The sequence below is a fragment of the Candidatus Zixiibacteriota bacterium genome, assembly GCA_040756055.1.
Taxonomy (GTDB): Bacteria; Zixibacteria; MSB-5A5; order GN15; family FEB-12.
Window position 1 is genome coordinate 257,746 of sequence record JBFLZR010000003.1, and the last position, 24,103, is coordinate 281,848.

Here is a 24,103-nt window from a genome sequence, read left to right on the forward strand (position 1 = left end):
AACATAGGGACGCTTGCGGGTTTTGCTTGTTTAACAAAATTAGTCCAAAAAAATAGCATTGACTACCCGGATTCAATAGATTATGCTTCAGGGCGATATTTGTCAATCTTTTTTTAGACAATAACTTAGAAGAAATAAAGTCTTGCCGGACGAACCCATCCAAAATAATAAGTACAAGCTCTTTTCCGTTGGGGCCATAGGTACCTTTATGGCAACTCTTGACGGGTCTATTCTCAATGTTGCCCTGCCGACCATAGCCACCGACTTGGACATATCTATTGATATTGTCGCCTGGGTGGTGCTGTCGTATTCATTGACGATGATTTCGCTGATGCTGGTGTTCGGGGCGTGGTCGGGAATCAGGGGTTATTATTTTTCATATCGGTTCGGGTATTCCCTTTTCATCATAGGGTCTCTTATCTGTGCCCTGAGCGGGGATATTTATATGCTGGTAGCGGGAAGGGTGGTACAGGCGGTTGGCACGGCCATGTTCGTTGCTGTTGGTCCGGGGATGATCACGCAGGTTTTCGGCTCCGCTGAAAGGGGCAAGGGTCTTGGGATGATGGTTATGATGGTTTCGGCCGGGTTCATGGTGGGGCCGCCGCTGGGTGGTTTCATGCTCAGCGTGTGGCCGTGGTCATCAATCTTCTTGATCAATATCCCAATAGGACTGTTTGGTTTGGTATGGGTTCACAGGTATTTCAGGAATATTCCTCCGACTTCGCCGGGGAAAAAGCTCAATCTGAGAGGAGCGGTTTCGATTTCGCTCGGTCTGGTGAGCGGGACTTTCTGTCTTTCGTTGATTAACGACTTTCCCCTGTCTGACTTTCGGGTCTGGGGGCTGGCGGTACTTTCGCTGGCGGCAATCGCGGTTTTTTTCAAGTACGAATCACAACGGGAGTATGCTCTCATCGGGCTGGACATCTTCAGGAATCGTCCTTTTATAACGGCGCTGGGGGCCATGTTGTTTACCTTCATGTCAACCTCGGGAGTATTCATCTTAGTTCCTTTTTATCTCGAAGACATCAAGCATTTCGAGCCGAGTCAGGTCGGGCTGTTTTTGATCATCGTACCGATACTCATGCTGGTGCTGGCGCCGGTTTCGGGAAGACTCTCCGATCGGATAGGGTATCGTTTTCTTACCAGTCTGGGGATCGTGCTTTTGATGGTCGGACTGGCGCTGCTGAGTGAACTCGGGGTTGACACCGCGAGTCGGTATATCGTGCTTTGTCTGATCGTGCTCGGGGCCGGAGTGGGGATTTTCAACACGCCGAACTCGTCGGCCATGATGGGTGCGGTTCGTGATGACCAGAGAGCCGTGGTTTCAAGTATTCTTGGGACGACACGGAACATTGGCATGTCGGTGGGCGTGGCGCTTACGACGGTACTTTTCAGCTATTTTCGGGTTGGTTATTCCAGTGTCATGTCGGCGGCGGAGGCTTTTATACACAGCTATCGCAACGTAATCTATGTTTCTATTTTCATTGCTTTGATCAGTCTTATTTTGTCCGCAACCCGGCACAACAGGCTGAGTTGAGCGCTAAATAAACTTATTGACATTGCCGAAACATTGGCTATTATAGGGTTCGTTTTAAGGGGCCATAGCTCAGCTGGGAGAGCGCTTGACTGGCAGTCAAGAGGTCAGGGGTTCGATCCCCCTTGGCTCCACCAAATTTGAGAGAAACCCCGCCGTTTGGCGGGGTTTTTTGTTTGGAAATATCGGAGGTACGTCTTAGATTCAGGTAAGACGAGATCATGTACTCCTACGACAGGTTCATAAAAAGCCCGTGGTCGCTGGTTATTATCGGCGATGGCCGCGTCATTTTTCGCTCCAGGGCCTCAGCCCTCAAACCCTTGGTGCGGTATCTGAGAAGCAGACGAGATCACGGCGGTCAGGTGATTATTTATGACAAGTATATCGGACGAGCGGCAGCCATGCTTATGACCCTCATCGGACCGCTCGAGGTCCATACGCCTGTCATCAGCGAAGGAGGTAAACAGGTTCTGGAGCAATACCGAATTCGGTTTCACGCGGATCGGGAGGTGAAATTTCTCATGGGTATAGCATCTGACCAGATGTGTGGCTGGGAGAAGATGTCCATAGGGAAAACGCCGACGGAGCTCTGGGATATGTTGAAATAAGTCGTACTTTAATGTGCTCAACTGCCGCTTGCAATATGCGGCAATTTGGATGAGGAAGAGGGTAAAAAGACAACCGCCAGTCGACAGCCTTGGACAACCGAATCATAATATTCTGACAACGCCGTTTATGGTTGTTGTAGCGCTGTATTTTGCAGGCAGCTTTTTCCCGGGTCGGCTGACCTGGGGCTTCAGTTACTGGAGTCTCTGGCCCTTGCCGGTAGCTGTCGGCGCGTTTGTTATTGCAGCTATCATGCTGAGACCGGGGGTGGCTAACCCAATAGCGTTGTTGCTTGGCAGGGTGTGTCATCCGGCTGCGGCCATGACGGGGAAGGTCAAGAAACCGGTATCAATGGTTCTGCTTTTCGCCGCGGCAGTTCTGGTTCTGTTTTATTTCAGGTCACGCGGGCTGGTATATGGCGACGGCTACGCCGTGCTCAATGACACCACAAGTGGCGATGATGTTGTCCTGCTGGACCAATACTACCTTCAGATTCTGGCCGTCTATTTCAATCACTATGCCTATGCGTTTCTCGACGCCGTTGTGCCGTGGACAGCGCAGGATAAAATCGCGCTGATCAAAGCGGTCGGGGGCGCGGTCGGGCTGTGGGCGATTTTTCGGATCGCCCGGCAAATCACGACGGATGGTGTTTCGAGAGCTTTTGTAACTGTCGGAGCGCTTTCGAGTGGGTCGGTGATTTTATTCTTCGGCTATATCGAAAATTACACTTGGGCAACCGCTCTGGCTCTCTGGGCGTTGAGTTTTTCCATCGGTTTCGTCCGACGTGAGAACGGGGTGGCCGGGATGGTGATCTGCGCCGTGCTGGCATTCTTTTTCCACATGGCTACGCTGCCAATCGCGGTTGTCGTGCTGATCAGTTTGTTTATGCGAGGCAGTCCCTCCGGCAATTTTCTTCTGGATATCGGCCTGAAGAAAGTAGCCGCGTTCTTTGCCGTTTTCTCGGGCATATTTGTCACGGTATCGCAACTTCTGGATATAGAAATCTTCGTTCCGCTTTGGGCGACGAGGGGGAATCCATATTCAGCGTTTTCGGCCGCCCATCTCATTGATGTGGCCAACCAGATGTTACTGGTAGCTCCTTTGGGGGTACTGCTACTGATCTTTACAGCAGCCTTTGGTCGTAAACTGGCGTTTGCGGTATCCGAAGAAGACGGCATTCTGTGCATGTCGGCGTGGCTGATGTTTCTCGTATCGTTCTGGGTGGATCCGGAGATAGGCGCTCCCCGTGACTGGGATCTTTTGTCGTTCTATGGTATTCCGTTGACGATGTGGGGGTTGTATCGGTTCACGAAGTTCTTCAGGCAGCGGCAAATTCCGTCCATTTATGCGGTCGCCGCGACAGTGGTCGCCGTTTTTACGCTTCTTCCGAATCTGTACGAAAAGCAGAGTCTTCAGCGGTCCGTGTCGCGCCTTGACATGTTACTGGCGGAGGATCCTCATTATCAGTCTACTTATCAGTTGGCGGAACGCTGCATGCCGTGGGTAGCTATCCTGCAGCAGGGGGCGGATGAAGAAGAATTGGCGGTCAAGTACCTCCATCGCCGCTTACTTGCTGTTCCCGACGAGTACAAAGCCTGCTTTACACTGGGCGATATTTACCGTCGGCGTGGAATCTATGATTCGGCGTCGATTTATCTTCGTCGGGGGGCACATCTCAAGCCTGATGAGATGCAGATGATTCTTACTCTGGCGAAGCTGGAACGACATCTTGAGCGTTACGCCGAGTCAATCAAGTGGGCCGCGAGGGCGGTTGAGTTGAGTCCCATGGATGTTGATGCTCTGACCGAACTGGGGATTGCGCTAAGTGAGCGGGGCTACCCTGAGCGATCTCTGCCTCATTTTCAGCGAGCGTTCAGCATAGCTCCGAGCGCCTATGACCAGCAGGTCAATCTGGGGATGTGTCATGCGATGACCGGCACGATAGACTCCGCGTACTATTATATCGCCATGGCATTTTCGAATGCAGCTTCGAGCAGGAGACCGGAGTTGTGCTATTGTCTCATTTCCGCGGCGCTCGAACTCAATTTGACAGCGGATGCCTCGCGGTATCTTGATACCTTAAGGCGAATTGATCCCTCATCACCGCACATATCGAGTCTGGGGGCTCAACTGGCAGCTGCCCAGAAACGCTGATCGCGCTAGGCGTGATTCAATCGTTCCCCTCAGAATCCTGAACAATTCGATAGCGTTTTATCCTGTCCAGCCTGAAGGTTCTGGCTGCCTTAGCTTTTTCGCAGAAGGCGTTTATGTAGTAGACCGAGCCGAGGCGGAAAACCTGCTGAGGGTGAATTATTCGATTGGTGGATGGCTTGACCGGGTGATCGTAGTCAATCATGACCCGTCCGTCAGTATTGATAGCAAGTTGCAGGTCCGCAAAGTTGTCCGGCAACTCGGCTTTTTCGCTTTCCCAGTCAGTCATCTTGTAGACAGTAAGAGTTTTCATTAGAGCGCTTGAGTCCGGAAGGTCAGCAAACTTGTGGGCGGCATTGGCAACGAGCCGGTAAACGAACTCGGCGTCACTGAGGGCGCGGTGCGCCTGCGAGTCGGAGATTCGGAAATGACGTACCAGGTTCAAAAGTGAGTATGACGGCAGACCGGGGAAGAACCGGTGGTAAATATCGACCGTATCCAGAATTGGGTTTTCACCAAAGGTCAGTTTAGAGCGGTCGAGTTCGGTTCCGACGAAAGATATATCGAAAGGTGCGTTGTGAGCTATAAGAATGGATTCAGGTCCGCAGAAGCCGAGAAAATCGCTCAAGACTCTGTCGGCGGTGGGCGAGCCTGCCACCATCTCATCGGTAATTCCATGAATTTCAATGACCTCTTCGGGGACGGGTCGCAGCGGGTTTATCAGTGACTGAAAAGTCTCAATGGGGCCGTCTTCCAGAGTGAATTTTACAGCCGCCAGTTCGACAAGCCGGTTGATCGGCGCCCACATTCCGGTGGTTTCGGTGTCAAAGGCCACGAATACCTGCCGTTTGAGGTAATCTGATAAGACGGGAAGGTTGCTCATAGGGATAATTAGGGTCGACCGAATTCAATTGACAACCTCTTTTTGGAATATATCTTTTCGGATACATGCGGAGGTTAAGTTATGACGAATGTTTTTGATCAGGCAAGCGACAGGGTCTTTTCGATAAGGCCGGTCACCAAAGTCATGACCCGCTACACCCCTGAGTCAGGCTCAGGTCTTCAGGACACTTAGATGTCCGCGCATCAGGTTGACTCGGCTGTAAATTTTTCCCTTAAAGAATCACTAAGTTTTGGAGAATAGATTATGGCTATAGTTTTAGACGGCTCCGGTCTGACGATAGAGAAGTTGGTCAGAATCGCGAGATACAATGAAGAGGTTTCGCTGCACCCCGATGCTGTTGCGCGCATCAAGAAATGCCGCGCTATGCTCGAGAAGAAGATAGAGGCCAAAGAGATCATGTACGGTGTCAACACGGGTATAGGCGAGTTCTCGGAGGTGGTTTTGGATGACGAGCAGGTCAAGCAATTCCAGAAATACCTGGTTTATAATCATTCGGCGGGCATCGGAGATCCGGCGCCAATCGAGTATGTGCGAGGCGCTATGGCTGCCAGAATTAATGTTCACGCTCACGGCAATTCGGGAGTTCGCCCGGAGGTGACCCAGACTCTGGTTGACATGCTGAACAAGGGAGTGACGCCCTTTGTGTGCCAGAAGGGATCGGTGGGGGCGTGCGGCGACCTGGCGCCAATGTCGCAGATTGCGCTGCTGATGATGGGAGAAGGCCAGGCATATTACAAAGGGGAACTTCTCGATGGTAAGGTCGCTCTGGACAGGGCAGGCATTGCTGTTCCCGGTTTGAAGACACGCGACGGACTGGCGGTGATCAATGGTTCAAACGTGCTGACAGCAATGAGCGCTATCCTTTTGTATGATGCCAACCGCTGGTTCAAGCAGGCCGAGATAGCGGCGGCTATGTCTTTGGAAGCGCTCAAGGCCAACATGAAACCGTATACGCCCAAGCTTCATGAGGTACGCGGGTTCGCGGGAGCTGTCAGGAGCGCGAAAGCAATCGGGAAACTGGTAAAGGGCGGCGATCTGGCCGAAGGTCGGATGAAGTGCAAGGTTCAGGATGCTTATTCGATGCGTTCGACGCCGCAGGTTATCGGAGCCGCACATGACGCGCTTCAATATGCCCGTTCGCAGGTTGAAATCGAACTGAATGGCGTGGGTGACAACCCGATTTTCTTCCCGGACGAAAATCTGCAGTTATCGGGAGCCAATTTTCAGGGAAGCCCGGTGTCGGTACCGATGGACATGATTGGCGCCTGTATCACGATGGTGAGCGTGATGTCGGAGAGGCGGATGAACCGCCTGAACAATCCGGCCCTGAGTGTCGGTCTTCCGCCGTTTCTCACCAAGGGCGCCGGAATGTTTTCCGGTCTTATGCTCTGCCAGTACACGGCGGACTCACTGATCGTCGAACAGAGAATCCTGTCAACGCCGGCGTCGATTCATTCGATCCCCGCCGCGGCCGATCAGGAAGATTTCGTTTCGATGGGAATGAACACCGCTATCAAGAACGCGCAGATACTCGATAACGCTTATGGCGTTCTCGGGATTGAATTTCTGGCGGCGGCGCAGGCTCTGGATTTCCGTGAATATAAATTCGGAGATGGCGTCACGAAGGCGAAAGAAGTTGTCAGACGTCATGTCGATTTTCTCGATATCGATCGCCCTCTTTACCCGGATAACACAGCCATGAAAAATCTCGTGAAATCGTGCGAGATTCTCGAAGAGGTTGAGAAGGTGGTCGGTCCGCTCGAGTAAGGTTGTCGTTGATATGAAATGAGAAAGGCTCGCCGGCGCGGGCCTTTTTTCATAGTCACTTTTCGACCGGAAAGGAGAGTTGCTCGGCTGTCTGAACGTACTTTCGAAGTCGGTCCCTGGCCCACAACAATTCATCGGGCAGCACCTCGAACTTCGCCGCAGATTGTCCGACTCCCAGCTCCCGCAATGTGGAATCGACTGACCCGCCAGTACCCTGAAGATACAGATATCCCTGGTCTATCAGGGCGAATCGGTTAAGAACGTGCATGACATTGTATCGAGTAGACTGGTCGAGCATGGCAAGATAGACCTGCGTCCATGGGGGACTGCCGGGGTTTTCTCCGATGACCCCAAGCTGTTCCAGCGTTACATCTCCAAACCATCCCTTCTGTAATGCCCGGGTGCGCCGTGTTCCAAAGCCGTAAATCAGGCCGAGGTCTTCGGCATAGAAGTAGTCGTTGTCAATATACGCTATCCTGCTGCCAACATTCATCACCGCGAATCCGCTGTCTTTTTCGGGCAGTCCGAAAATATCGCGTCCCCAGCTGGCATGGACGTAGTCATCGCCCAATAGCCCCATCAGGGTGGGGAGGATATCTGTTTGCGAACCGTAAGCTCCCACTCGTACGGCGCTGTCGCCGATGAGCGCCGGTGAGTAGATAAGAAGTGGAATGTGAAAGTAATCTGTCTCGAGGATGAACCGCGTTGGTCCGATTCGGTTGTGATCGGAGACGAATACAAAGACTGTGCTGTCGGAGACAGTTTTATCCTCCATGAGGTCGAAGAATATTCCCACGGAATGGTCGGCGTATATCTGGCTGTTGAATATCTTAGAGCTGTCTTCGCTGTCGAAATAGCGCCTTACGGTAGAGTCGGGGAGATCCCAGGGTTCATGGTTGGAGAGAGTCAGTATGGTCATCTGGAACGGTCGGGGGAGTGAGTCGACGAGAGTTGCTGCTTTTTCAAACAGGACATGATCCGGAATTCCCCACTTGGAAAAGTAGAGGTTCCTGCCGAGTTGTTTGTCTCCGTGAAACTCGTGGAATTTTTTCTCTCTGAGAAAGCCTTCCATATTATCGAAAGCCAGATCCCCGCCGTAGACAAAAACGTTTCGGTAGCCGCGGGTATCGAGGATTTCCGAGAGGCTCACGAACGGGTGGCGGGCGTCATAGCGTTTCATGATAGATCGCCCGGGGATGGAAGGAAATGAGCAGAGGGTGGCGGCGATGCCGAAATTGGTGCGAACGCCGCTGGCGTAAAAATGATCAAACAGCATGCCGTTTGTCGCGAGGCGGTCGAAATTGGGCGTCAGGCTGCGTTTTCCGGAGAGCGAGCTTGTGAGATGTGCCGACCAGCTTTCGGAGAGAATTATTACTACGTTAGGTTGAAATCCGTAAGCGTTGGGATTCTGGCGGGTGAGGCGCAGCAGCGAGCTGTCGGGATCGAGCCATTCATCCTTGTCTGTTTCCAGCATCTTCTGCGTCGCAAGCAGAGCATCGTGCGGGTCGACAAAAGGGAAACGGTTCTGGCGGGGCAGGTATGACAGCCTGGGGTCACGATTCTGCTCAGTAAGGTTGCGGCCGAGAGTATAAATGCCGTTTAGGGCCAGTTGATTGAGAAAGCGGTTCTGGCTGAAATAGGCGATTCCCCAGTCCATCGGGGCCAGACTTATTCGTCCGCGGATACCCAGGACTGCCAGGCAGAAAAACAGGACAAAGTAAACTATCTGGTTCGATAAGGAGCGGCGGTTTTCAACGCGGCGGCTAATCCTGAGAATCAGCCACAGCGTCGCCAGAAGCAGCAGGGTGATAACCAACCATACTAAGAGCGATCGATAAAATTCCGGGTCGGTGACAATCAGGTTGCCGGCCATGTTGCCATCGCCAAGATATTCCGCAGCCAGAAAGTTCAGGTGCGAATCGAAGAACTTGTAGAAACGGATGTCGGTCAACAGAAGCAAAGTGAAGAAGGAAAACACGACCGTCAGGTATGCAATCAAGGTTCGGCGTATCGCCTTGCTTGCCGTTTTGACCCAGGGGAGAAGCAGAATGAGTGGGGCCAGCGCCAGCAGAACAATCATCTGGTCGAAGCGGGCGCCTATCAGAAAGGCGCGGAGGACTTCCGATAGCGGTTCGTCGCTGACGTATTCGGCAAAGTTGGTTAAAAACAGTAGTCGAAAGACGGTGAAGAAGACCATACCGGCGATGTACACGGATGCGATGATCACGAAGGGCCGGGAGGGGAGATATTTGCTCAGCGATGGTCGGGTCGAGAGTTTCATAGATAGAATAAAGCCGGCTCTGACAGGCAAGTCAAGAGCCGGTCTGTAACGGTTTCAATCTGTTGGAGCCGTGGCCTATTCGTCTTCGATAATTACAGCGGTTCCGTAGGCCAGAAGTTCCGCGGCGCCCTGCATCATTTCCGAAGTAGAGAAGCGGGCCATTATGATAGCGTTGGCTCCTTGCGCTTTGGCGTCTTCAACCATGCGGTCGATGGCCTGTTCCCGTGATTCCGAAATGAGCTTGGTGTACTCGTTTATTTCACCGCCGACAATGTTGCGGAAAAGGGCGGCGATGTCGCGTCCGATGTGCCGGGCGCGGATGGTATTGCCTCTGACAAGGCCGATGGTCTTTACGACTTTTTTCCCGGCGATGTGCTCACTGGTAGTTATGATCATCTATTAATCTCCCGATAGCGGTCTCGTTTGTAGGCGAACAGTCGTTCTCTAACGAATGAGACCAGCAAGATTACGGAGCCGACAGCAAGGGCCGTAACGCCTATTTTGATCCATATCGGTACCTCGGGATCAATATACAACTGTGAGAAGAATTGAAAAAGGCCAAAAGACAACAGTACAATGGCGCCAAGGGAGAATAATATCCAGCCCACTCCGCGCTCCAGTTTTCGGTACAGGTCCTGCCAGTAGCTATCCCAGACCTCCGGGGGAAGGTCGGCGTAGCGCACCATACTTGTTACCTCCTTGAGTTTTCTGAACTCTTCCAGCTCCGCCCTGAGCTCAGGGTCCGTCAGAAGTGCTTGCTCAAACGCAACTCTCTGCTCGTCGCTGAGCTCTCCGTCGACATAGCCTGCCAGAAGTTCGCGTTTGTCTTTAGTCATAATACTGCCTCATCAGCTTTCCCAGCTTTTTGCGGGCGTAATAAAGTCGCGACATAACCGTACCCTTCGGGATCGACAAGAGCTTCGCTATCTCATCGTATGACATGCCCCGAAAGTGCTGCAACGTTATGATCTCCCGGTCGTCGAACGGGAGATCCATCAACGCCTGCCTGAGACACCTGATCTCTTCTTTTGTTTGAAGGGAGTCTTCGGGCGTCCGGCAGTCGACCAGCAGAAACGACGCATCGTCAACATCGACGATCTTATTGTCGCGGTGAGAGCGACGACGTAGCCAGGTACGGCACAGATTTGAAATGATGGTATAGAACCAGGGGAGGAACGGCTGTTCGATATCGTAGGTGTTGGCGCTTCGGTATACTCTGAGGAAGGCCTCCTGCGAGATGTCATGGGCGTCGTCTTTATTGCCCACCAGTCCCAATGCCAGCCGGTAAGCCAATTTCTTGTGCCGCTCGACCAGTTTTCCAAGAGCGGTTTTATTGCCGGATTTGATATCCATGACCAGAGCGGCATCCGTTTCCATTTCAACTATTTCCTTCGTAAGATTCATACTCTGCTGTTAGCTGGATATTCATGGATTTTGGCTTTAAATACGAAAAAATAATTGAGGTTGTTACACAAGTTAAAACTACTTGCTTAAGTCTGTGAGATATTGAATCTTAGCGTGGTTTGGCTGTCGCCGCAACCTATCGGCACGGCACGCGTATACGGAATATGTATTGAGTGGATTTTGGCTCAGGATGATGATGCATCGCAGAAATGGCAACCAGAAAAACTTTAATATCCCAACAGGCGCACAATATATTGGTAGTGAAGAAGTTGCTGACAATTCCACTGCTGATACGTCTATGGTATAGGCGGGAAAATTAGCACAACAATTCTCGAAAGTGCTTAATGTTTTTGACAGACAGGAAGGTGACGGTTAGGGTGCTCAAAGTGGCTGCGGTGATTTTTGCTGTCGTTTTCATCACGGTTTTGAGCGGTTCGGCGGTGGCCCAGCAATCGGGCAATACATCGATTGAGATTCGCATTACTACTCCAAAGTCGCTGGCGCTGTTCGATGGCGACAAACTGGCGGTTGTATATCATCTGGAAAACGTTGCCGGAAATTTCATTGAGCTTAAGGCATCGAAGTATAACACACCGCAGAGGTATCAGTTGACTGTCGGCAGGGTGAACCGGTTTGATTTGAAGCTCGAGGAGTTGCGCGATTTTTACGCTTTTGACAGTCTGCATGTGACCTTCCGGCCCAGAATATCGGCCAGCAGCCTGGCTGATTCTCTTATCGAAATCGGCGTGCTAAGAGACTCACGGGTGGTGAGAGGAAATTATTCGTATACGCTTGAGAGGGACAACTATGAGCAACAGCCTTTGACCGAGATTGTGGTTGGCTCGGGAGATGATAGTAAAGTCATAAAAGTTCTGGAGTCCAAGCCACAGTGGAAGAAACTGGTGGAAGATTTGTCGGCCAATCCGTCGCGAAGGCGGCTGACCAAAGTAATAAGAATTTCCTCCGCGATTGCGGCTGCAGGTTCAGCCCTCTGGGCGTGGCAGAGTAATAACGAAGCGAACAATGTGTACGATGAGTATATGACCAAGATTCATCCGGTTGACATATCCGCTAAGTACCGTGAGTACGAAGATCTGATCGAGCAACGGAACATCCTGGGAGCTTTTGCTCTGGTCTTCGCGGCGACGAATGCCGCGACCTTCATCTTTGCGCCCGGTGACGAAACGGATTTGGTGCGGGAGTACGAGGCTCAGTGGGGCAAATCGGGTATTTCGTTGGACCTTAAACCCGATTATCAGGGGATTGCCGTCACAGTGCGATTTTAGATTGTGGCAGAGTTTATGCCTATGAAATGGTTAGATGCGACAACGAGCAGGAGAGTGACGCGGTTTACCTCAATATCTCTGCTTGTCATGGTAGTGGTGATGCTCGGCTGTTCACTTGATCCGAAGGAGAGAGCGAATCCGTTTGATCCTGACAATCCGCTCAATTTTGGCGATCCGCTGTGGCTCGAGGTAAGCATCGTAGATACGGTGATAGACTCCTCGCCGGTGAAAGCGCCGCTGCTGGACTGGCGCGATGTTGACCAGACTCTTTTGGACGAATTTCACGTTTACCGAAGACGGACGATATTCGATTCCATCTTGGTGATGGTGGCGACTGTCGAGCCGGATGTATCGGTGTACCTGGATGTTAATACCCGGCTTGGCGTTCGATACGATTACCGGGTGGTGGCAATAATGGCGAATCGCACGGATTCGGTCCTGAGCGCCATTGAGTCCGTTTATCTCAGATAGTTTCCTGGATATAAAGAGCGCTGCTAAGGCAGGGCGACCATGCGGGCCAGTTCTTTTTCGATGCCTTCGGGGTCGAGTCGTTGTACTTTGATGACGGCGCGCCGGCTCATCCCGGTCACTTTTTCCGCGACATAATGATGATCGGCTTCCCGGGCAATCTGATGCAGGTGAGTGACGACAATAAGCTGATTGTCGGAAGACAGTCGTTTCAGTTTTTTGCCGACTTCGATGGCGGTTTGCCCGCCGATTCCCGAGTCGACTTCATCAAAGACCAAGAGTGAATGCGTAAGTTTGTTGTTTTTCTTTTCCGCGGATTTGAGGGCCAGAAGGACGCGGGATATCTCTCCGCCAGAGGCGGTCTTTACCAGAGACTTGAGGGGTTCACCCGGGTTGGCCGAAAATAGTATTCTTCCGGTTTCCAGGCCGCCGGCTCCCGGTTTGACCGCCCGGCCGTTGATAATCACCCCCTGCGGGTCATCCTCGTAGACGAACTCGACTTGGAAGCCGCCATTATCGATGGCCAGTTCTTTCAGCTCCTTGACCACGAGTTTCTGCAGATAATCAGCAGCTTTTCTTCGAGTGTCGGTCAAAGAGAGGGCATGCCGGCAGTAGGTATCGAATAGCTGCTGAGTCTTCTTTGTCAGTTGATCGATGTAACTGTTTACATCCGGGGGACCGCCGGCCAGCTTGTCTCTTATTATTCCAAGAGAGTCGAGAATCGATTGCTCGGAGCCGCCATATTTCTTCTTCAGGCTGTAGATTTCATCGAGCCTCAGGTTGATTTCCTCGATACGCTCAGGGTTGTCTTCGATAGACGAGCCGTACTGTTCGATGAAGGTCCGGAGATCTTCGATTTGATAGGCCACATCGGTGAGTTCTCTGACTTTGGACTCGAGTTTGGAATCGATGTCCGCCATCTTGTCGAGTTCTTTTTGCGCGAGCGAGATCAGCGATGAAATGGAATTTTCTTCGTTTTCGATGATTTCCTGTACGAGGGAGGCCGAAGTCATGAGACTTCGAGCCGAATCGAGAATCTTTTTTTCTCTGATAAGCTCTTCTTCTTCGCCGAGCCGGATTTGTCCCTTTTCGATCTCGTTTTTCTGGAAGAGCAGAAGTTCGCGTTCTTTTGTGAGTTGTTCGCGTTTGGCGATAATATCTGCCAGTTCCGAGGCGCTCTTTTTCCAGGCGAAGTAGGCATCAGCGACGGTGTGTCGGATATCGTGCAGGGCGGCGAAGTTGTCGAGGAAGTGCAGGTGGTTATCCTCATCCATGAGCATCTGGTTGGCGTGCTGGCCGAGAATTTCGGCGACCGGATAGGTAACCGCTTTGAGCTGGTTCAGGGTGGAGTTTTTGCCGTTTATTTTGATTTTCGAGTTACCGTCGCGGGATATCTCGCGATACACTGTCAGCGAGTCTTCGGATATGAAATCCTCGTACTCCTTCTTGTATTCAGGGGACATGAGGGAGACATCGAAGGTGGCTTCGATAACGCTCTGTTCAGCGCCGTGGCGGATATACTCGCGATCGGCCCGTCCGCCGAGGGCAAGAGACAGGGCGGTGACGATTACGGATTTCCCGGCGCCGGTTTCGCCGGTCAACACTGACATGCCGTTGTCGAATTCGAGTTCGGCATTGGCGACGAGGGCGAGGTCTAAGATTTTAATCTTTCTTAGCATCTAATCCAAACGTCCTGAGTTCCTGCAGTATTTCGTCGGCTTTCTGCTGGTTACCTTCGGATTCGGCTTTGGCCAGTTCCTTTTGCAGCCTGCTTCGTATGCGCTTCGATTTTTCTTCCAAAATGAGCTTAACGAATCGACGCGTCTCGGGTTCGATCTTGTCTTCCTCCCACACGGTCGAGGCTACCTCTGTTACGAGTGAAATGAAGCGTTCATCAGCTATGTTATCGACCAGTTTTTTGGCGTCCACAACGCCAATCTCGCGATACTGATTGGCTATGGCGCCGTAGAGCCTGGCCAGTTCGCGGGAATCGAAGTCTTCGGGGGATATTTTCTCGAAGATGGAGTCGATGGTTCCGGGGTTGGAAAACAGCAGCGACAAAAATCCCATCTCGATAGCGTTGTGCTTTTTTGCCCTGACGGTGGCCTGCTCCGGGCCGGATTGTACGATGTCTCTTTGGAAGACGGCGGCGTCCACACCCATCAAGTCGGCGGCCTCGGAGAAAAAGAGCGAGCGCCGGGTGGGGTCACCGATTTTGGAGCCTATGGTCGCAAACTCTTTGACCAGTTTTTCCTTGCCTATGATTCCCGCTGTCTCCCGGTCGAAATCTTTGATTCGATAGGGTACGAACTGCATGGCGTCGTGTTGAAGTTCATCGATTTTGTCTCTGCCGAACTTTCTGGCGATAGTATCCGGGTCTTCGCCTTCGGGCGGCACAATGATTTTGACTTCGAGTCCGGCATCGTAAAGGGAGTCGACCGAGCGGAGGGCGGCGGTGCGGCCGGCCGAGTCAGCGTCGAAAAACAGATAAACTTCTCCCGCAAAGCGAGCCAGCAGGCGGGCCTGTTGCGCCGTGAAGGCCGTTCCCGACGAGGCGACAACATTGCGAACACCGATCTGCCAAAGCGAGATGAGATCGAAGTAGCCCTCGACGACGAAAACCGAGTTACTGTCACGAATGGCATCTTTGGCGGAATTGAGTCCATAGAGGACATTGCCTTTGATATACATGGCAGTTTCGGGTGAGTTTACGTACTTCGCCGGTTCGCCCTTTTTGAGTGTGCGTCCGCCGAAAGCTATCGGTTTCTGGCTGAGATTGAAGATGGGAATCATCAGGCGGTAGCGGAAGCGGTCGAAGTAATTGCCTTTAGTTTCGGACTTCAGCGCAAGTCCGGCCTTTTCCAAATCCTCCGGTGAGATTTCTTTGCGCGCCGCGTGATTTAACAGCCCATCCCACTCGTCGCCGGCCAGACCCAGTTTAAAAAACTCAACGGCTTCGTCGGAGATATTCCTTTTATTTCTCAAATAACCGTCGCGAACCGACGCGTACTTGGGGCGTTCGAGTGTTTTCTGGAAATATTCGAGAGCGGTTTGATTGGCGTAATTGATTCTATCGAGCAGTTCGCGCTTGAAATCATCGGTGCGTTCTTCACGAATGGGGATATTGGCTTTTCGCGCGAGGTGTTTGACCGTTTCGATGAAAGACATCTTTTCGTGTTCCATCAGAAACGTAAAGACGTTACCGCCTTTGCCGCATCCGAAGCAGTGGAATATTTGTTTGTCGGGGGAGACGTTGAACGAGGGGGTTTTTTCGGTGTGGAAGGGGCAAAGGGCCTGGTAGTTGCGGCCGCGCTTTTTCAGACGGATATATTCATTGATCACCTGCACGATGTCGCTGGCCTGCCGGATTTGTTCTATAGTCTCCTGCGGAATCATATCAGCCTTTGAGCCTTATGACGGTTACGCCGGCGCCGCCTTCGTTCCAGTTACCCAGCCTCATGGATGCGACATCCGGGTGACTTTTCAGGTAGTCGGTAAGCTTGCGCCTCAGCGCGCCGGTCCCTTTGCCGTGTATAACGTAAGCGTGATGGAGACCGCTGACAATAGCCTGGTCCAAAAATCTTTCCAGGGCCTCGATAGCTTCATCACCTGTCATTCCTCTCAGGTCGATTTCCGTGCCGGCCGGTTCCTCTTCGGATTGGTATGAGGTGGCGCTGGACCGCGGGAAATCCGATTCTGCCTGAAAGTCAGTTTTCTTCAGGTTTCTCAGCTCGACAACCGTGAAGACGTTGCCCACTTTTATACGTGCCTTGTCCTTGCCGACCATCTCCGAGATTTCCCCTTTCTGATTGAGGGAAATAATCTCGACGCGATCACCCTTTTCGAACGAGGTGTGTGGTGTGACTTTTGGTTGTGATTCGCGCAGCATTCGCCTGACAGCGTCTTCACCTCTGCGAAGTTGATGATGGAACTTCTTTACCGTTTCATCGGAGGCGCCGGAGGTGCGAATATCGGCAACGAGGCGTTCGATATCTTTTCGGGTCTGTTCGAGGAAAGAGCGGGTTTCTTCGAGAGCTTTCTTTTTTTCCGATTCCACTTCTTTTTTGAGATGCTCTGTCTGTGATTTGTACAGGGACTCGAGTTGCTCAACGTTTCTGAGTCTTTCCTCGCGTTCTCGCTGATTCTTTTTGAGGTCGGCCAGCTCCTGTTCGAGGGAGTCAATCAGGCTATCGAGAGATTTTTCACCAGTTCCGAGAAGGGATGAGGCCCGGGTGCAGATCGATGGCGGCATACCCAGTCTACCGGCGATCTCGATGGCGTATGAGGATCCCGGCAGGCCAAGTCTCAGTTTGTAGGTGGGGGCAAAGGTCTGACGGTCAAACTCGAGCGAGGCGTTTTCGATCTGGGGGTACTCCATCGCGAGTGTCTTGAGCTGGGAGTAATGGGTGGTGACGATTAGTTTCGCGCCGCGGTCAAGAGCGTGCAGGATTATCGATTCAGCCAGAGCCGCGCCTTCTTTTGGATCGGTTCCGGCTCCAATTTCATCGTACAACAAGAGGACCTTATCCGAAGCGGCGTTCAGCCCGCTTATGATATTTCTGACATGCGATGAAAAAGTGGAGAGAGAAAGTTCGATAGACTGCTCATCGCCGATATCAGCGAAAATGTCTTCAAAAATGCCGACTTCGGAGAGCTCGTCGGCGGAAATGTGAAGGCCCGCCTGAGCCATTAGGATACTCAGCCCGATCGTTTTAAGGGCTACAGTTTTGCCGCCGGTGTTCGGGCCGGTTATCAAAATACCCTGGCGGGAATCATCGAGCGCGATATTGTTGGCGACGACTTTTGCGGCGTCGGTGAATTGCATTATCAGCAGCGGGTGACGGACATTGCGCAGGTCGAAATCAGGGCGGTCGATAATAGTCGGTCGATTGCCTTTTATCGCATTGGAAAAGGTGCCGGCGGCGTGAAAAGAATCGAGCTTGCCGATCAGCCTGATATTTTCCAGAAGAGCCTCCGCGCGGCGTCCAATCTCGGTCGTAAGGGTTTTCAATATGCGTATTATTTCCTGGCGCTCTTCCTGGTATAGCATGTTGATGCGGTTGTTGAGCTCGACAGTTTCCTGTGGTTCGACATAGAACGTCGCGCCGGATTGACTGCGATCGTGCAGTATACCCATGTCGCCCCGGTACTGACTGGTGGGGATGCCGATCACATAACGCTCATTGCGCATGGTGACAATATCATCCTGCCAGCCGGCCTGTTTGGTCTGTTTGCCGAGTATCTGCTCCAGCCGGTTGATGATTTTCTGTCTGCCGGCTACCAGCTCGGAACGGATCTCCTTGAGTTTGCGAGAGGCGGTATCTTTGACCTCGCCGGTTTCATCGATAGCTTTGTGAATATCCGTTTTCAGCTCCGGGAAAGCCCTGATCTTGTTCAGGTACTCGGCAATCAACGGGAAATTGTCGCGGTTATCCTTATCGTACCTTTCGATCTCGATAGAGACACTGACCAGATTACCGATTGTAAGAATCTGTTTTGGTTCGAGAAAGATGCCCTCGACGGTCGATTGCCGTATTTCCTCCGTGCAGTCTTCGAGGCGGTACAGGGGGAAGGGGGTGCCGAAATTAATGATATCTTTCATTTGCGATATTTCGGACTGTCGCTGTCGTATGGCGGTCGGATCGTACATAGGAACGAAGCCGGATACCTCTGAGGCCCCGAAAGGGGTGAGGCATTTTCCCCTGATGAGCGATATGACTTTGGGGAATTCCAGAATGTTGAGCGTGTGTTCGTTCATGGTTTTTGCCGGCGATACGGCATTAAAAAAACCGGCCGCAGGCCGGTTTAATATAAGAATTCTCGGTACAAATAAAAGTCAAATTACGACTCGTCCATATCGGTGGAGAAGAACTTCTCCATTTGATACAGCACCCGGTGTACCTCGACCCTGTCCTCATCGAGGAACTCTCGCTGTGTCTTTGTTTTTGTGGGGGCGACCAGTAAGGTATTTTCGATCTTTTCCATAAAGCTGGGATTATTGGGGTGGATTTTAGCGGTACTTTCGAACATGAGAGGTACGGTTTTTGCGACGGCCGGTCCGAAGAATGACGATTCATAGGAGGTGTAAAACCCGTCCGGCATCGGCAGCAAAAAGATCAAAAACGACAAAAAGCCTACGGCCACCCACCCTCTTAGGAAGCCGATGAGGGCGCCGCCCAACTGGTCCTTGCGGCCTGTTTGTCTGACCTGTGCTACTTTGTAAAAGAGCATACCCAGAATCTTGAAAACAGCGTAGGACAGAGCCAGGAGGATGGCAAACGACAGGAAGGCCGAAATCAGGGGCGAACCGCCGAGACGCTCGTACACCCAGACAGCAAAGTTGTCGATGTAGTTTACCGATACGATGATGGCGGCAAAGAAGACGATAAATGCCATGAGTTCCCGGATTAACCCTTTTTTCGATCCAACGATTACCGAGGCCAACAGCAAGACGATTAGTATACCATCTATCCAATTCATATAGATTTTTCTCCACTATTAAATGGATTTGTAAGCAATATAGAGAGGCTAAAAAATACGGCGCAAGTTTTATTTTTTCGTCGAAATGCGGGTTATTTGGAGAGTAAGTCCATAACAAGCCTGTTGATTACCTTACCGTCAGCCTGCCCTTTTACTTTCGGCATAACCGCTTTCATCACCAGGCCCACTTTTGCGGGAGAGTCGGCCCCGGTTTCTTTGATTGCCTGTTTGACGATATCGATCAACTGCTCTTCGCTGAGTTGCTCGGGGAGATATTGCTCTATTATTTCCAGCCCGTACTTTTCCTGTCTGACGAGATCATCGCGGCCGCCCTTTTCGAACATCTCGATTGAGTCACGACGTTTCTTGCGGGCGCTGTTAAGCACCGCCACAGCATCGTCATCGGTCAGTTCTTCACGCAACTCGATTTGACGATACTTCAGGTCAGACTTAAGGCCCCGAAGGACCGTGAGTTTTTCTTTCTCACCGGCCTTGAGGGCCTTTTTCATATCATCTTCTATCCTGCTAACGATAGACATTTATATCAGTAATCTTCCTGCATCATTCTCATCCGCCGGGCTTTGCGCTTGGCAACAGCCAGTTTGCGCTTTTTCGCCTCGGACGGTTTTTCGAAATGCTGATGTTTTTTAATATCAGTCAATATTCCGGTTTTTTCACAGAACTTATTGAATCGGCGAAGGGCTTTTTCAAATGACTCATCGTCGCGTACTTTAACGCCTGTCAACTAACAAACACCCCCTTCACCAATGCTAAAGGTTTCTGCGCTAATATCATGTATCATAACATCGGAATGATATCGAATTATCTCCATTTGTCAATGCCATTTTGCAGCAATACTTGCCGAATAAACCCAATTTCTCCTGTTTTGTGATGTAGGGAGGCAAATCAATCGCCGATTTAAAGTGCAACCTTAACATTCGTAAAGAGATATAAGAGACATGCCATTCACCGTAGCCCATCCCGCGATTGTATTGCCGCTCAAAAGGTTCTTCCCGAGATACCTGTCGCTGACCGGATTGATGGCGGGAGCAATGTCGCCGGACCTTATATATTTTTTGGGCTTTTCGACTGCATATCGTGGATTAAGTCACAGCTGGGCAGGTCTATTTTGGTTCTGTGTACCGGCCGGAGTCTTGTTTTCGATAGCTTTTCACCGGCTTTTTAAGGCTCCGTTTATCGGGAATCTGCCAGATCCTCTGGATCGTCATTTTTCGGGTCTGGCGACACAAGAGTGGAGGATAGAGGGCTCTCGCGGCTGGGTGACTCTCACGTTGTCAGTTTTGACCGGCGCGCTGAGTCACTTTTTCTGGGACTCTTTTACACATCCGGGCGGCGAGATTGCCCGGGCAATCCCGCTCTTGGGCGAATACCACCATCTGATGGGATTGTGGCTATCGAACGCCTCCGTGATGCAGCATCTCAGCACGGTTGTCGGTATGTCAGTACTAACCGTAGCCGCATGTAAAGGAAAATACCTCCCACCGCCGGTTTCCGACTGGCGAGGTACCGCGAAGGGAGGCAAAACGGGATTCTGGCTCGCAGGAACGGCGGTGGCTGGCCTGTTTGGTATAGGGGCGGTTTTGGCCAACCAGACGATTTTATCAAAAGATGGGGTACCATCTGCGAATGTCTTTGGCGTTTCATCCTGGGCCGGATTCTTTTATTTCGTGGTGATATATGGACTTGCGCGAAAGCCGAGTCTGCTGAAGATTTTAGAGGAAAATAGATAAATTTAATCAAGTATGTGCAACTTTTTCCTATACCCTGCGTATTACAGGTAGGGTTTAAAGGAAGTAGTAAGCGTTAGATTGAAGGGAAATTGATTCTTTGTTGAGCCGGTTGTAAGAAGTTAAAAATTTAGATTCTTTCGGAGGTTAAGCTTCCGGAAGCACCAAATCCCTTCATCCTCTTGAGCCGCAGGCGAAGGCCCCACATGACTTCGCCTGCATTTTTTTTATATAAGCTGGATTTCATCACTTGAATTCGAGCGACGACGGTTTTCGATCCGAAAGGAAATGGTAGTGGATGTGGTCGATTTCCTGCCCGAAACCATTGTTGATGACTATCCTGAAATGATCTTGCAGCCCCAGTTTTCCTGCTATAATCTTCACGGTATCATCCATTAGGGCCAGAACTTCCGGTGGCGCTTGGAAGAAATTTCTAATCTCCGCTTTAGGAATAATCAGCAAATGAACCGGGGCCTTGGGACGATGGTCGGCTATGACGATAATGTCAGCGGTTTCATAGAAGATTTTCGCGGGCAACTGGCGATTTATTATGCGGGTGAATACTGACGGCATGTAGGGATTATACCTTAGGGCGCCTGTGCAGGCAACCGGTAACAATTGATTTTGAGGACGGTTCTTGCTAATTGCGGGGGTTTTGATTAGATTTATGGCCGATAATTTCCACGGTTGAGTAGTATTTGCCATAGATAAAGGAGGAATCGTCCAATGTCCGGTCACTCAAAATGGGCGACGATCAAGCGCAAAAAGGGAAAAGCCGACGCCGAGCGCGGTAAGATTTTTACGCGTCATATTAAAGAAATAACCATAGCGGCCCGTGAGGGCGGCGGAGACCCCGAAGGGAATCCTCGTTTGCGGACCGCCATTGCAGCCGCAAAGGCATCCAACATGCCGGCCGACAATATCAAACGAGCCATCCAAAAAGGCACGGGAGAACTTCCCGGTGTAACGTATGAGTCTGTGACATATGAAGGCTACGGTCCGGGTGGGGTAGCGGTGTACATGGAAGTGCTCACGGACAACAAAAATCGCGTGGTATCCGAGATACGGCACATCCTCACCAAGTACGGCGGCAACCTCGGTTCCAACGGTTGTGTGGCCTGGATATTCGAGAAGAAGGGCATAATTACTGTCGAGCTCGATGCTGCTGATGAAGACACACTCATGGAAGTTGCCACTGAGGCGGGCGCTGAGGATATTCAAACCGAATCCGGTTCTTACGAGATAGTTACACAGCCCGGCGATGTCGATGTTGTCCGCTCCGCCCTTGAAGCGAAGGGGATACCGATGGTGTCGGCCGAGGTAACCATGCAGGCGTCCAACACCGTGAAGCTCGACAATGAGTCGCAGGCTAATTCGATGTTGAAGATGTACGAGTTGCTGGAAGAGAATGACGATATCCAGAAAGTTTATGCCAACTTCGATATCGATGAATCCGTTCTGGAAAAACTGGCTTGACGGCGGTGGCATCGTTTAAGTTCAGTAACATAAAGGGGCTGTTGTTCGACCTTGATGGTGTTTTATTCGTTGGTGATGAGCCAATCGATGGCGCCGCCGAGACTCTCGCCTATTTGCGGGAGAAGAATATTCCCTGCCGATTCGTAACGAACACCACTACCAGGTCACTGGACGCTCTTTATCAGAAGACGGATCGACTCGGACTCGGAATCAAAAAAGAAGAAATCTTCACGCCTCCCAAGATAGCCGCAAGGTATCTTCGCAAAAAGGGCAACCCCAGTTTGCTTTTGATACTCGAGGAGAGTACCAAGCAGGAGTTTGTCGGGTTTGCTCTCGATGATATCAACCCCGATGTGATTGTGATAGGTCATTACAGCGACCGTTGGAATTACAGTCTCCTGAATCGTCTTTTCGGTCTGATAATTAACGGCGCGGAGCTTTTGGCTCTTCACAAGGGACGCTACTGGGAGACATCCAGGGGGCTCACTCTCGATATAGGCGCTTTCGTTACAGGATTGGAGTATGCGACGGGAACGGAAGCTACCGTTATTGGCAAGCCGTCACGGGAATTCTTCCGGCTGGCCGTTGAAGACATGAATCTTTCGCCGAAAGACGTTGTCATGATCGGTGACGATATAGTTTCGGATATCGGTGGAGCCCAGTTGGCCGGGCTGTCGGGAGTGCTGGTCAGAACCGGCAAATACAGGGAAGAAATTGTAGCCAGATCATCGGTCGTGCCTGATAAGATCGTAGACTCGGTGAGGTCTCTGAAGCATCTGCTTTGACGGGTCTCACAAATTGCCCGGATTCCATGTTTTAAGTTGATATTTTTACCGATTACGGCATATTTGAATTCATGCGTATTCTCGGAATAGACCCCGGGCTGAACATCACCGGCTATGCTGTCATTGAGGACAATTGTGATACTATTACCGTCCAGGAGGCGGGGATAGTTCGCACCGATGGCAGCGATCCGATGGAGACCCGGCTGCACCATATCGGTCAGGAGTTGGAAGCTATTATCGACCAGTTCCGGCCTGACGCGGTGGCGGTGGAGGAGCTTTACTCACATTATAACCATCCGCGCACTGCCATCATAATGGGGCACGCGCGGGGGATAGTGTTTTTGAAGGCGGCCCAGTTCGGCGTTAAAGTGTTTCCATACGCGTCCACGAAAGTAAAAAACGCCCTGACCGGCAACGGCAGAGCCTCCAAGCGTCAGGTTCAGCAGATGATAGCGTCCACGCTTTGTCTGGGCGCCATTCCGGAGCCTCCGGATGTTGCCGATGCTCTGGCGGTGGCACTGTGTCACATGCGCATGCTCAGGCACCAGCAGATGAGTGCAGTATGATAGGATGTATCAAGGGTACACTGGCACGCATCACCGATGATTTCGCCCTGGTAGAAAACGGCGGGGTTTACTATGAGATCCTGCTTCCTTCGGCCGTGGCCGAGAGGCTGAAGGCGAATGGTAAGGTTGGCAGCGAGATCGAATTCAAGACAATTTACTACATTGAAGCGGGCGACAAGAAGTCGAATCATTATCCCAAGCTGGTGGGTTTTACCAGTAATATCGATCGGGAGTTTTTCTCATTGTTTACGCAGGTGCCCGGTCTGGGGATAAAGAAAGCTCTTAAATCGCTGATTCTTCCTATAAGGGAAATCGCGACGGCTATCGAGACCAAGGATGCATCGACGCTGAATCGTCTTCCAGGTGTGGGCGGAAGACTGGCGGATAAGATTATCGCCGAGTTGCACGGCAAGACAAGCAAGTTTGCGCTTTCAAAGACTGATGAACCTTTGGCCAAGAAGGAAGACAAAAAGGCGCTTGGTCCGATTGAACACGAGGCGGTTGAGGTTCTGCTCCAGCTTCAGTATAGGCGTCAGGAGGCGGAGGAGATGGTAGCCAGGGTCATTAAGACCGCTCCCAAGGTAAGCAGGGTCGAGGAGCTTATTTCGCTCATCTTCCGCAACGAGCAACAGGGAAGAGGGTAGGTT

At 51.4% G+C, this 24,103-nt stretch carries 23 protein-coding genes and 1 tRNA gene; 12 read left to right on the forward strand and 12 right to left on the reverse strand.

The genetic code is table 11. The features are described 5' to 3' along the window. Positions 1-142: 142 nt before the first annotated feature. From AB1483_07600 to AB1483_07615, 4 genes are all read left to right on the forward strand, one after another. Positions 143-1,537 (forward strand): MFS transporter, encoded by a 1,395-nt coding sequence (locus AB1483_07600; GenBank protein ID MEW6412324.1) that lies wholly within the window; start codon positions 143-145, stop codon positions 1,535-1,537. A gap of 58 nt (positions 1,538-1,595) precedes the next feature. Further along, positions 1,596-1,671: transfer RNA gene (locus AB1483_07605), tRNA-Ala, on the forward strand. An 84-nt stretch (positions 1,672-1,755) separates the two neighbouring features. Further along, positions 1,756-2,142 (forward strand): DUF1893 domain-containing protein, encoded by a 387-nt coding sequence (locus tag AB1483_07610; GenBank protein MEW6412325.1) that lies wholly within the window; start codon positions 1,756-1,758, stop codon positions 2,140-2,142. Positions 2,143-2,191: 49 nt separating this feature from the next. After that, entirely contained in the window at positions 2,192-4,294 is a 2,103-nt protein-coding gene (locus AB1483_07615) for a hypothetical protein (protein MEW6412326.1), read from the forward strand. 16 nt (positions 4,295-4,310) lie between these two features. Here the strand turns inward: AB1483_07615 and AB1483_07620 are convergent, their stop codons facing one another. Beyond that, on the reverse strand, positions 4,311-5,174 hold the full coding sequence (locus AB1483_07620) for an exonuclease domain-containing protein (protein MEW6412327.1): 864 nt from the start codon (positions 5,172-5,174) through the stop codon (positions 4,311-4,313). A 264-nt stretch (positions 5,175-5,438) separates the two neighbouring features. Between AB1483_07620 and AB1483_07625 the strand changes: the two genes are divergently transcribed. Continuing rightward, entirely contained in the window at positions 5,439-6,962 is a 1,524-nt protein-coding gene (locus tag AB1483_07625; GenBank protein MEW6412328.1) for an aromatic amino acid ammonia-lyase, read from the forward strand. Positions 6,963-7,017: 55 nt separating this feature from the next. On the opposite strand, the gene AB1483_07630 is transcribed toward AB1483_07625, so the two are convergent. From AB1483_07630 to AB1483_07645, 4 genes are all read right to left on the reverse strand, one after another. Beyond that, positions 7,018-9,243 carry a sulfatase-like hydrolase/transferase gene (locus tag AB1483_07630; GenBank protein ID MEW6412329.1) on the reverse strand — a complete coding sequence of 742 codons (2,226 nt, stop codon included), beginning with the start codon at positions 9,241-9,243 and terminating at the stop codon, positions 7,018-7,020. A gap of 75 nt (positions 9,244-9,318) precedes the next feature. Next, a complete protein-coding gene (locus AB1483_07635; GenBank protein ID MEW6412330.1) occupies positions 9,319-9,639 on the reverse strand; it encodes a heavy metal-binding domain-containing protein in 321 nt (106 codons plus the stop codon). Beyond that, positions 9,636-10,079 carry a zf-HC2 domain-containing protein gene (locus AB1483_07640; GenBank protein ID MEW6412331.1) on the reverse strand — a complete coding sequence of 148 codons (444 nt, stop codon included), beginning with the start codon at positions 10,077-10,079 and terminating at the stop codon, positions 9,636-9,638. The genes AB1483_07635 and AB1483_07640 overlap by 4 nt, the downstream gene beginning before the upstream one ends. Beyond that, entirely contained in the window at positions 10,072-10,647 is a 576-nt protein-coding gene (locus AB1483_07645) for an RNA polymerase sigma factor (protein ID MEW6412332.1), read from the reverse strand. Before AB1483_07645 ends, AB1483_07640 begins: the two co-directional genes overlap by 8 nt. Positions 10,648-10,997: 350 nt before the next feature. Here AB1483_07645 and AB1483_07650 point away from each other — a divergent pair, with 350 nt between their 5' ends. Next, positions 10,998-11,933, forward strand: coding sequence for a hypothetical protein (locus AB1483_07650; protein ID MEW6412333.1), 936 nt, complete (start codon positions 10,998-11,000; stop codon positions 11,931-11,933). 21 nt (positions 11,934-11,954) lie between these two features. Continuing rightward, positions 11,955-12,404, forward strand: coding sequence for a hypothetical protein (locus AB1483_07655; protein ID MEW6412334.1), 450 nt, complete (start codon positions 11,955-11,957; stop codon positions 12,402-12,404). 23 nt (positions 12,405-12,427) lie between these two features. Here the strand turns inward: AB1483_07655 and recN are convergent, their stop codons facing one another. From recN to rpsU, 6 genes are all read right to left on the reverse strand, one after another. Then, positions 12,428-14,080: a DNA repair protein RecN gene (gene recN, locus AB1483_07660; protein ID MEW6412335.1), complete on the reverse strand. Its 1,653-nt coding sequence runs from the start codon at positions 14,078-14,080 to the stop codon at positions 12,428-12,430. Next, positions 14,064-15,797 (reverse strand): DNA primase, encoded by a 1,734-nt coding sequence (dnaG, locus tag AB1483_07665; GenBank protein ID MEW6412336.1) that lies wholly within the window; start codon positions 15,795-15,797, stop codon positions 14,064-14,066. The genes recN and dnaG overlap by 17 nt, the downstream gene beginning before the upstream one ends. Before the next feature lies 1 nt (position 15,798). Next, positions 15,799-18,159 (reverse strand): endonuclease MutS2, encoded by a 2,361-nt coding sequence (locus AB1483_07670; GenBank protein MEW6412337.1) that lies wholly within the window; start codon positions 18,157-18,159, stop codon positions 15,799-15,801. 83 nt (positions 18,160-18,242) lie between these two features. Then, positions 18,243-18,881 (reverse strand): CvpA family protein, encoded by a 639-nt coding sequence (locus tag AB1483_07675; protein MEW6412338.1) that lies wholly within the window; start codon positions 18,879-18,881, stop codon positions 18,243-18,245. Between the two features lie 92 nt (positions 18,882-18,973). Beyond that, entirely contained in the window at positions 18,974-19,420 is a 447-nt protein-coding gene (locus AB1483_07680) for a GatB/YqeY domain-containing protein (protein ID MEW6412339.1), read from the reverse strand. A gap of 5 nt (positions 19,421-19,425) precedes the next feature. Beyond that, positions 19,426-19,626, reverse strand: a complete 201-nt coding sequence (gene rpsU / locus AB1483_07685; protein ID MEW6412340.1) for a 30S ribosomal protein S21 — start codon at positions 19,624-19,626, stop codon at positions 19,426-19,428. A gap of 214 nt (positions 19,627-19,840) precedes the next feature. Here rpsU and AB1483_07690 point away from each other — a divergent pair, with 214 nt between their 5' ends. Continuing rightward, positions 19,841-20,632 (forward strand): DUF4184 family protein, encoded by a 792-nt coding sequence (locus AB1483_07690; protein MEW6412341.1) that lies wholly within the window; start codon positions 19,841-19,843, stop codon positions 20,630-20,632. Between the two features lie 243 nt (positions 20,633-20,875). Here the strand turns inward: AB1483_07690 and AB1483_07695 are convergent, their stop codons facing one another. Further along, the gene (locus AB1483_07695; GenBank protein MEW6412342.1) at positions 20,876-21,202 is read right to left on the reverse strand and encodes an HIT family protein; all 327 of its coding nucleotides are present in this window, start codon (positions 21,200-21,202) and stop codon (positions 20,876-20,878) included. 153 nt (positions 21,203-21,355) lie between these two features. On the opposite strand from AB1483_07695, the gene AB1483_07700 reads away from it, so the two are divergent. The 4 genes from AB1483_07700 to ruvA all read left to right on the forward strand — a co-directional run bounded on the left by AB1483_07700 (position 21,356) and on the right by ruvA (position 24,100). Continuing rightward, positions 21,356-22,105, forward strand: a complete 750-nt coding sequence (locus AB1483_07700) for a YebC/PmpR family DNA-binding transcriptional regulator (protein MEW6412343.1) — start codon at positions 21,356-21,358, stop codon at positions 22,103-22,105. A 5-nt stretch (positions 22,106-22,110) separates the two neighbouring features. Continuing rightward, complete coding sequence (locus tag AB1483_07705) at positions 22,111-22,890, forward strand: TIGR01458 family HAD-type hydrolase (GenBank protein ID MEW6412344.1); 780 nt, start codon at positions 22,111-22,113, stop codon at positions 22,888-22,890. Between the two features lie 71 nt (positions 22,891-22,961). After that, the gene (gene ruvC, locus AB1483_07710) at positions 22,962-23,456 is read left to right on the forward strand and encodes a crossover junction endodeoxyribonuclease RuvC (protein ID MEW6412345.1); all 495 of its coding nucleotides are present in this window, start codon (positions 22,962-22,964) and stop codon (positions 23,454-23,456) included. Further along, positions 23,453-24,100 carry a Holliday junction branch migration protein RuvA gene (gene ruvA, locus AB1483_07715; protein MEW6412346.1) on the forward strand — a complete coding sequence of 216 codons (648 nt, stop codon included), beginning with the start codon at positions 23,453-23,455 and terminating at the stop codon, positions 24,098-24,100. The genes ruvC and ruvA overlap by 4 nt, the downstream gene beginning before the upstream one ends. Positions 24,101-24,103 lie beyond the last annotated feature (3 nt).

Bases quoted from the DNA above. Each gene is read 5' to 3' on its own strand.
- AB1483_07610 (MEW6412325.1), top strand. From the start codon at position 1,756: ATGTACTCCTACGACAGGTTCATAAAAAGCCCGTGGTCGCTGGTTATT.
- AB1483_07615 (MEW6412326.1), top strand. From the start codon at position 2,192: ATGAGGAAGAGGGTAAAAAGACAACCGCCAGTCGACAGCCTTGGACAA.
- AB1483_07620 (MEW6412327.1), bottom strand. From the start codon at position 5,174: ATGAGCAACCTTCCCGTCTTATCAGATTACCTCAAACGGCAGGTATTC.
- AB1483_07625 (MEW6412328.1), top strand. From the start codon at position 5,439: ATGGCTATAGTTTTAGACGGCTCCGGTCTGACGATAGAGAAGTTGGTC.
- AB1483_07630 (MEW6412329.1), bottom strand. From the start codon at position 9,243: ATGAAACTCTCGACCCGACCATCGCTGAGCAAATATCTCCCCTCCCGG.
- AB1483_07635 (MEW6412330.1), bottom strand. From the start codon at position 9,639: ATGATCATAACTACCAGTGAGCACATCGCCGGGAAAAAAGTCGTAAAG.
- AB1483_07640 (MEW6412331.1), bottom strand. From the start codon at position 10,079: ATGACTAAAGACAAACGCGAACTTCTGGCAGGCTATGTCGACGGAGAG.
- AB1483_07645 (MEW6412332.1), bottom strand. From the start codon at position 10,647: ATGAATCTTACGAAGGAAATAGTTGAAATGGAAACGGATGCCGCTCTG.
- AB1483_07655 (MEW6412334.1), top strand. From the start codon at position 11,955: ATGAAATGGTTAGATGCGACAACGAGCAGGAGAGTGACGCGGTTTACC.
- recN (MEW6412335.1), bottom strand. From the start codon at position 14,080: ATGCTAAGAAAGATTAAAATCTTAGACCTCGCCCTCGTCGCCAATGCC.
- dnaG (MEW6412336.1), bottom strand. From the start codon at position 15,797: ATGATTCCGCAGGAGACTATAGAACAAATCCGGCAGGCCAGCGACATC.
- AB1483_07670 (MEW6412337.1), bottom strand. From the start codon at position 18,159: ATGAACGAACACACGCTCAACATTCTGGAATTCCCCAAAGTCATATCG.
- AB1483_07675 (MEW6412338.1), bottom strand. From the start codon at position 18,881: ATGAATTGGATAGATGGTATACTAATCGTCTTGCTGTTGGCCTCGGTA.
- AB1483_07680 (MEW6412339.1), bottom strand. From the start codon at position 19,420: ATGTCTATCGTTAGCAGGATAGAAGATGATATGAAAAAGGCCCTCAAG.
- AB1483_07690 (MEW6412341.1), top strand. From the start codon at position 19,841: ATGCCATTCACCGTAGCCCATCCCGCGATTGTATTGCCGCTCAAAAGG.
- AB1483_07695 (MEW6412342.1), bottom strand. From the start codon at position 21,202: ATGCCGTCAGTATTCACCCGCATAATAAATCGCCAGTTGCCCGCGAAA.
- AB1483_07700 (MEW6412343.1), top strand. From the start codon at position 21,356: ATGTCCGGTCACTCAAAATGGGCGACGATCAAGCGCAAAAAGGGAAAA.
- ruvC (MEW6412345.1), top strand. From the start codon at position 22,962: ATGCGTATTCTCGGAATAGACCCCGGGCTGAACATCACCGGCTATGCT.
- ruvA (MEW6412346.1), top strand. From the start codon at position 23,453: ATGATAGGATGTATCAAGGGTACACTGGCACGCATCACCGATGATTTC.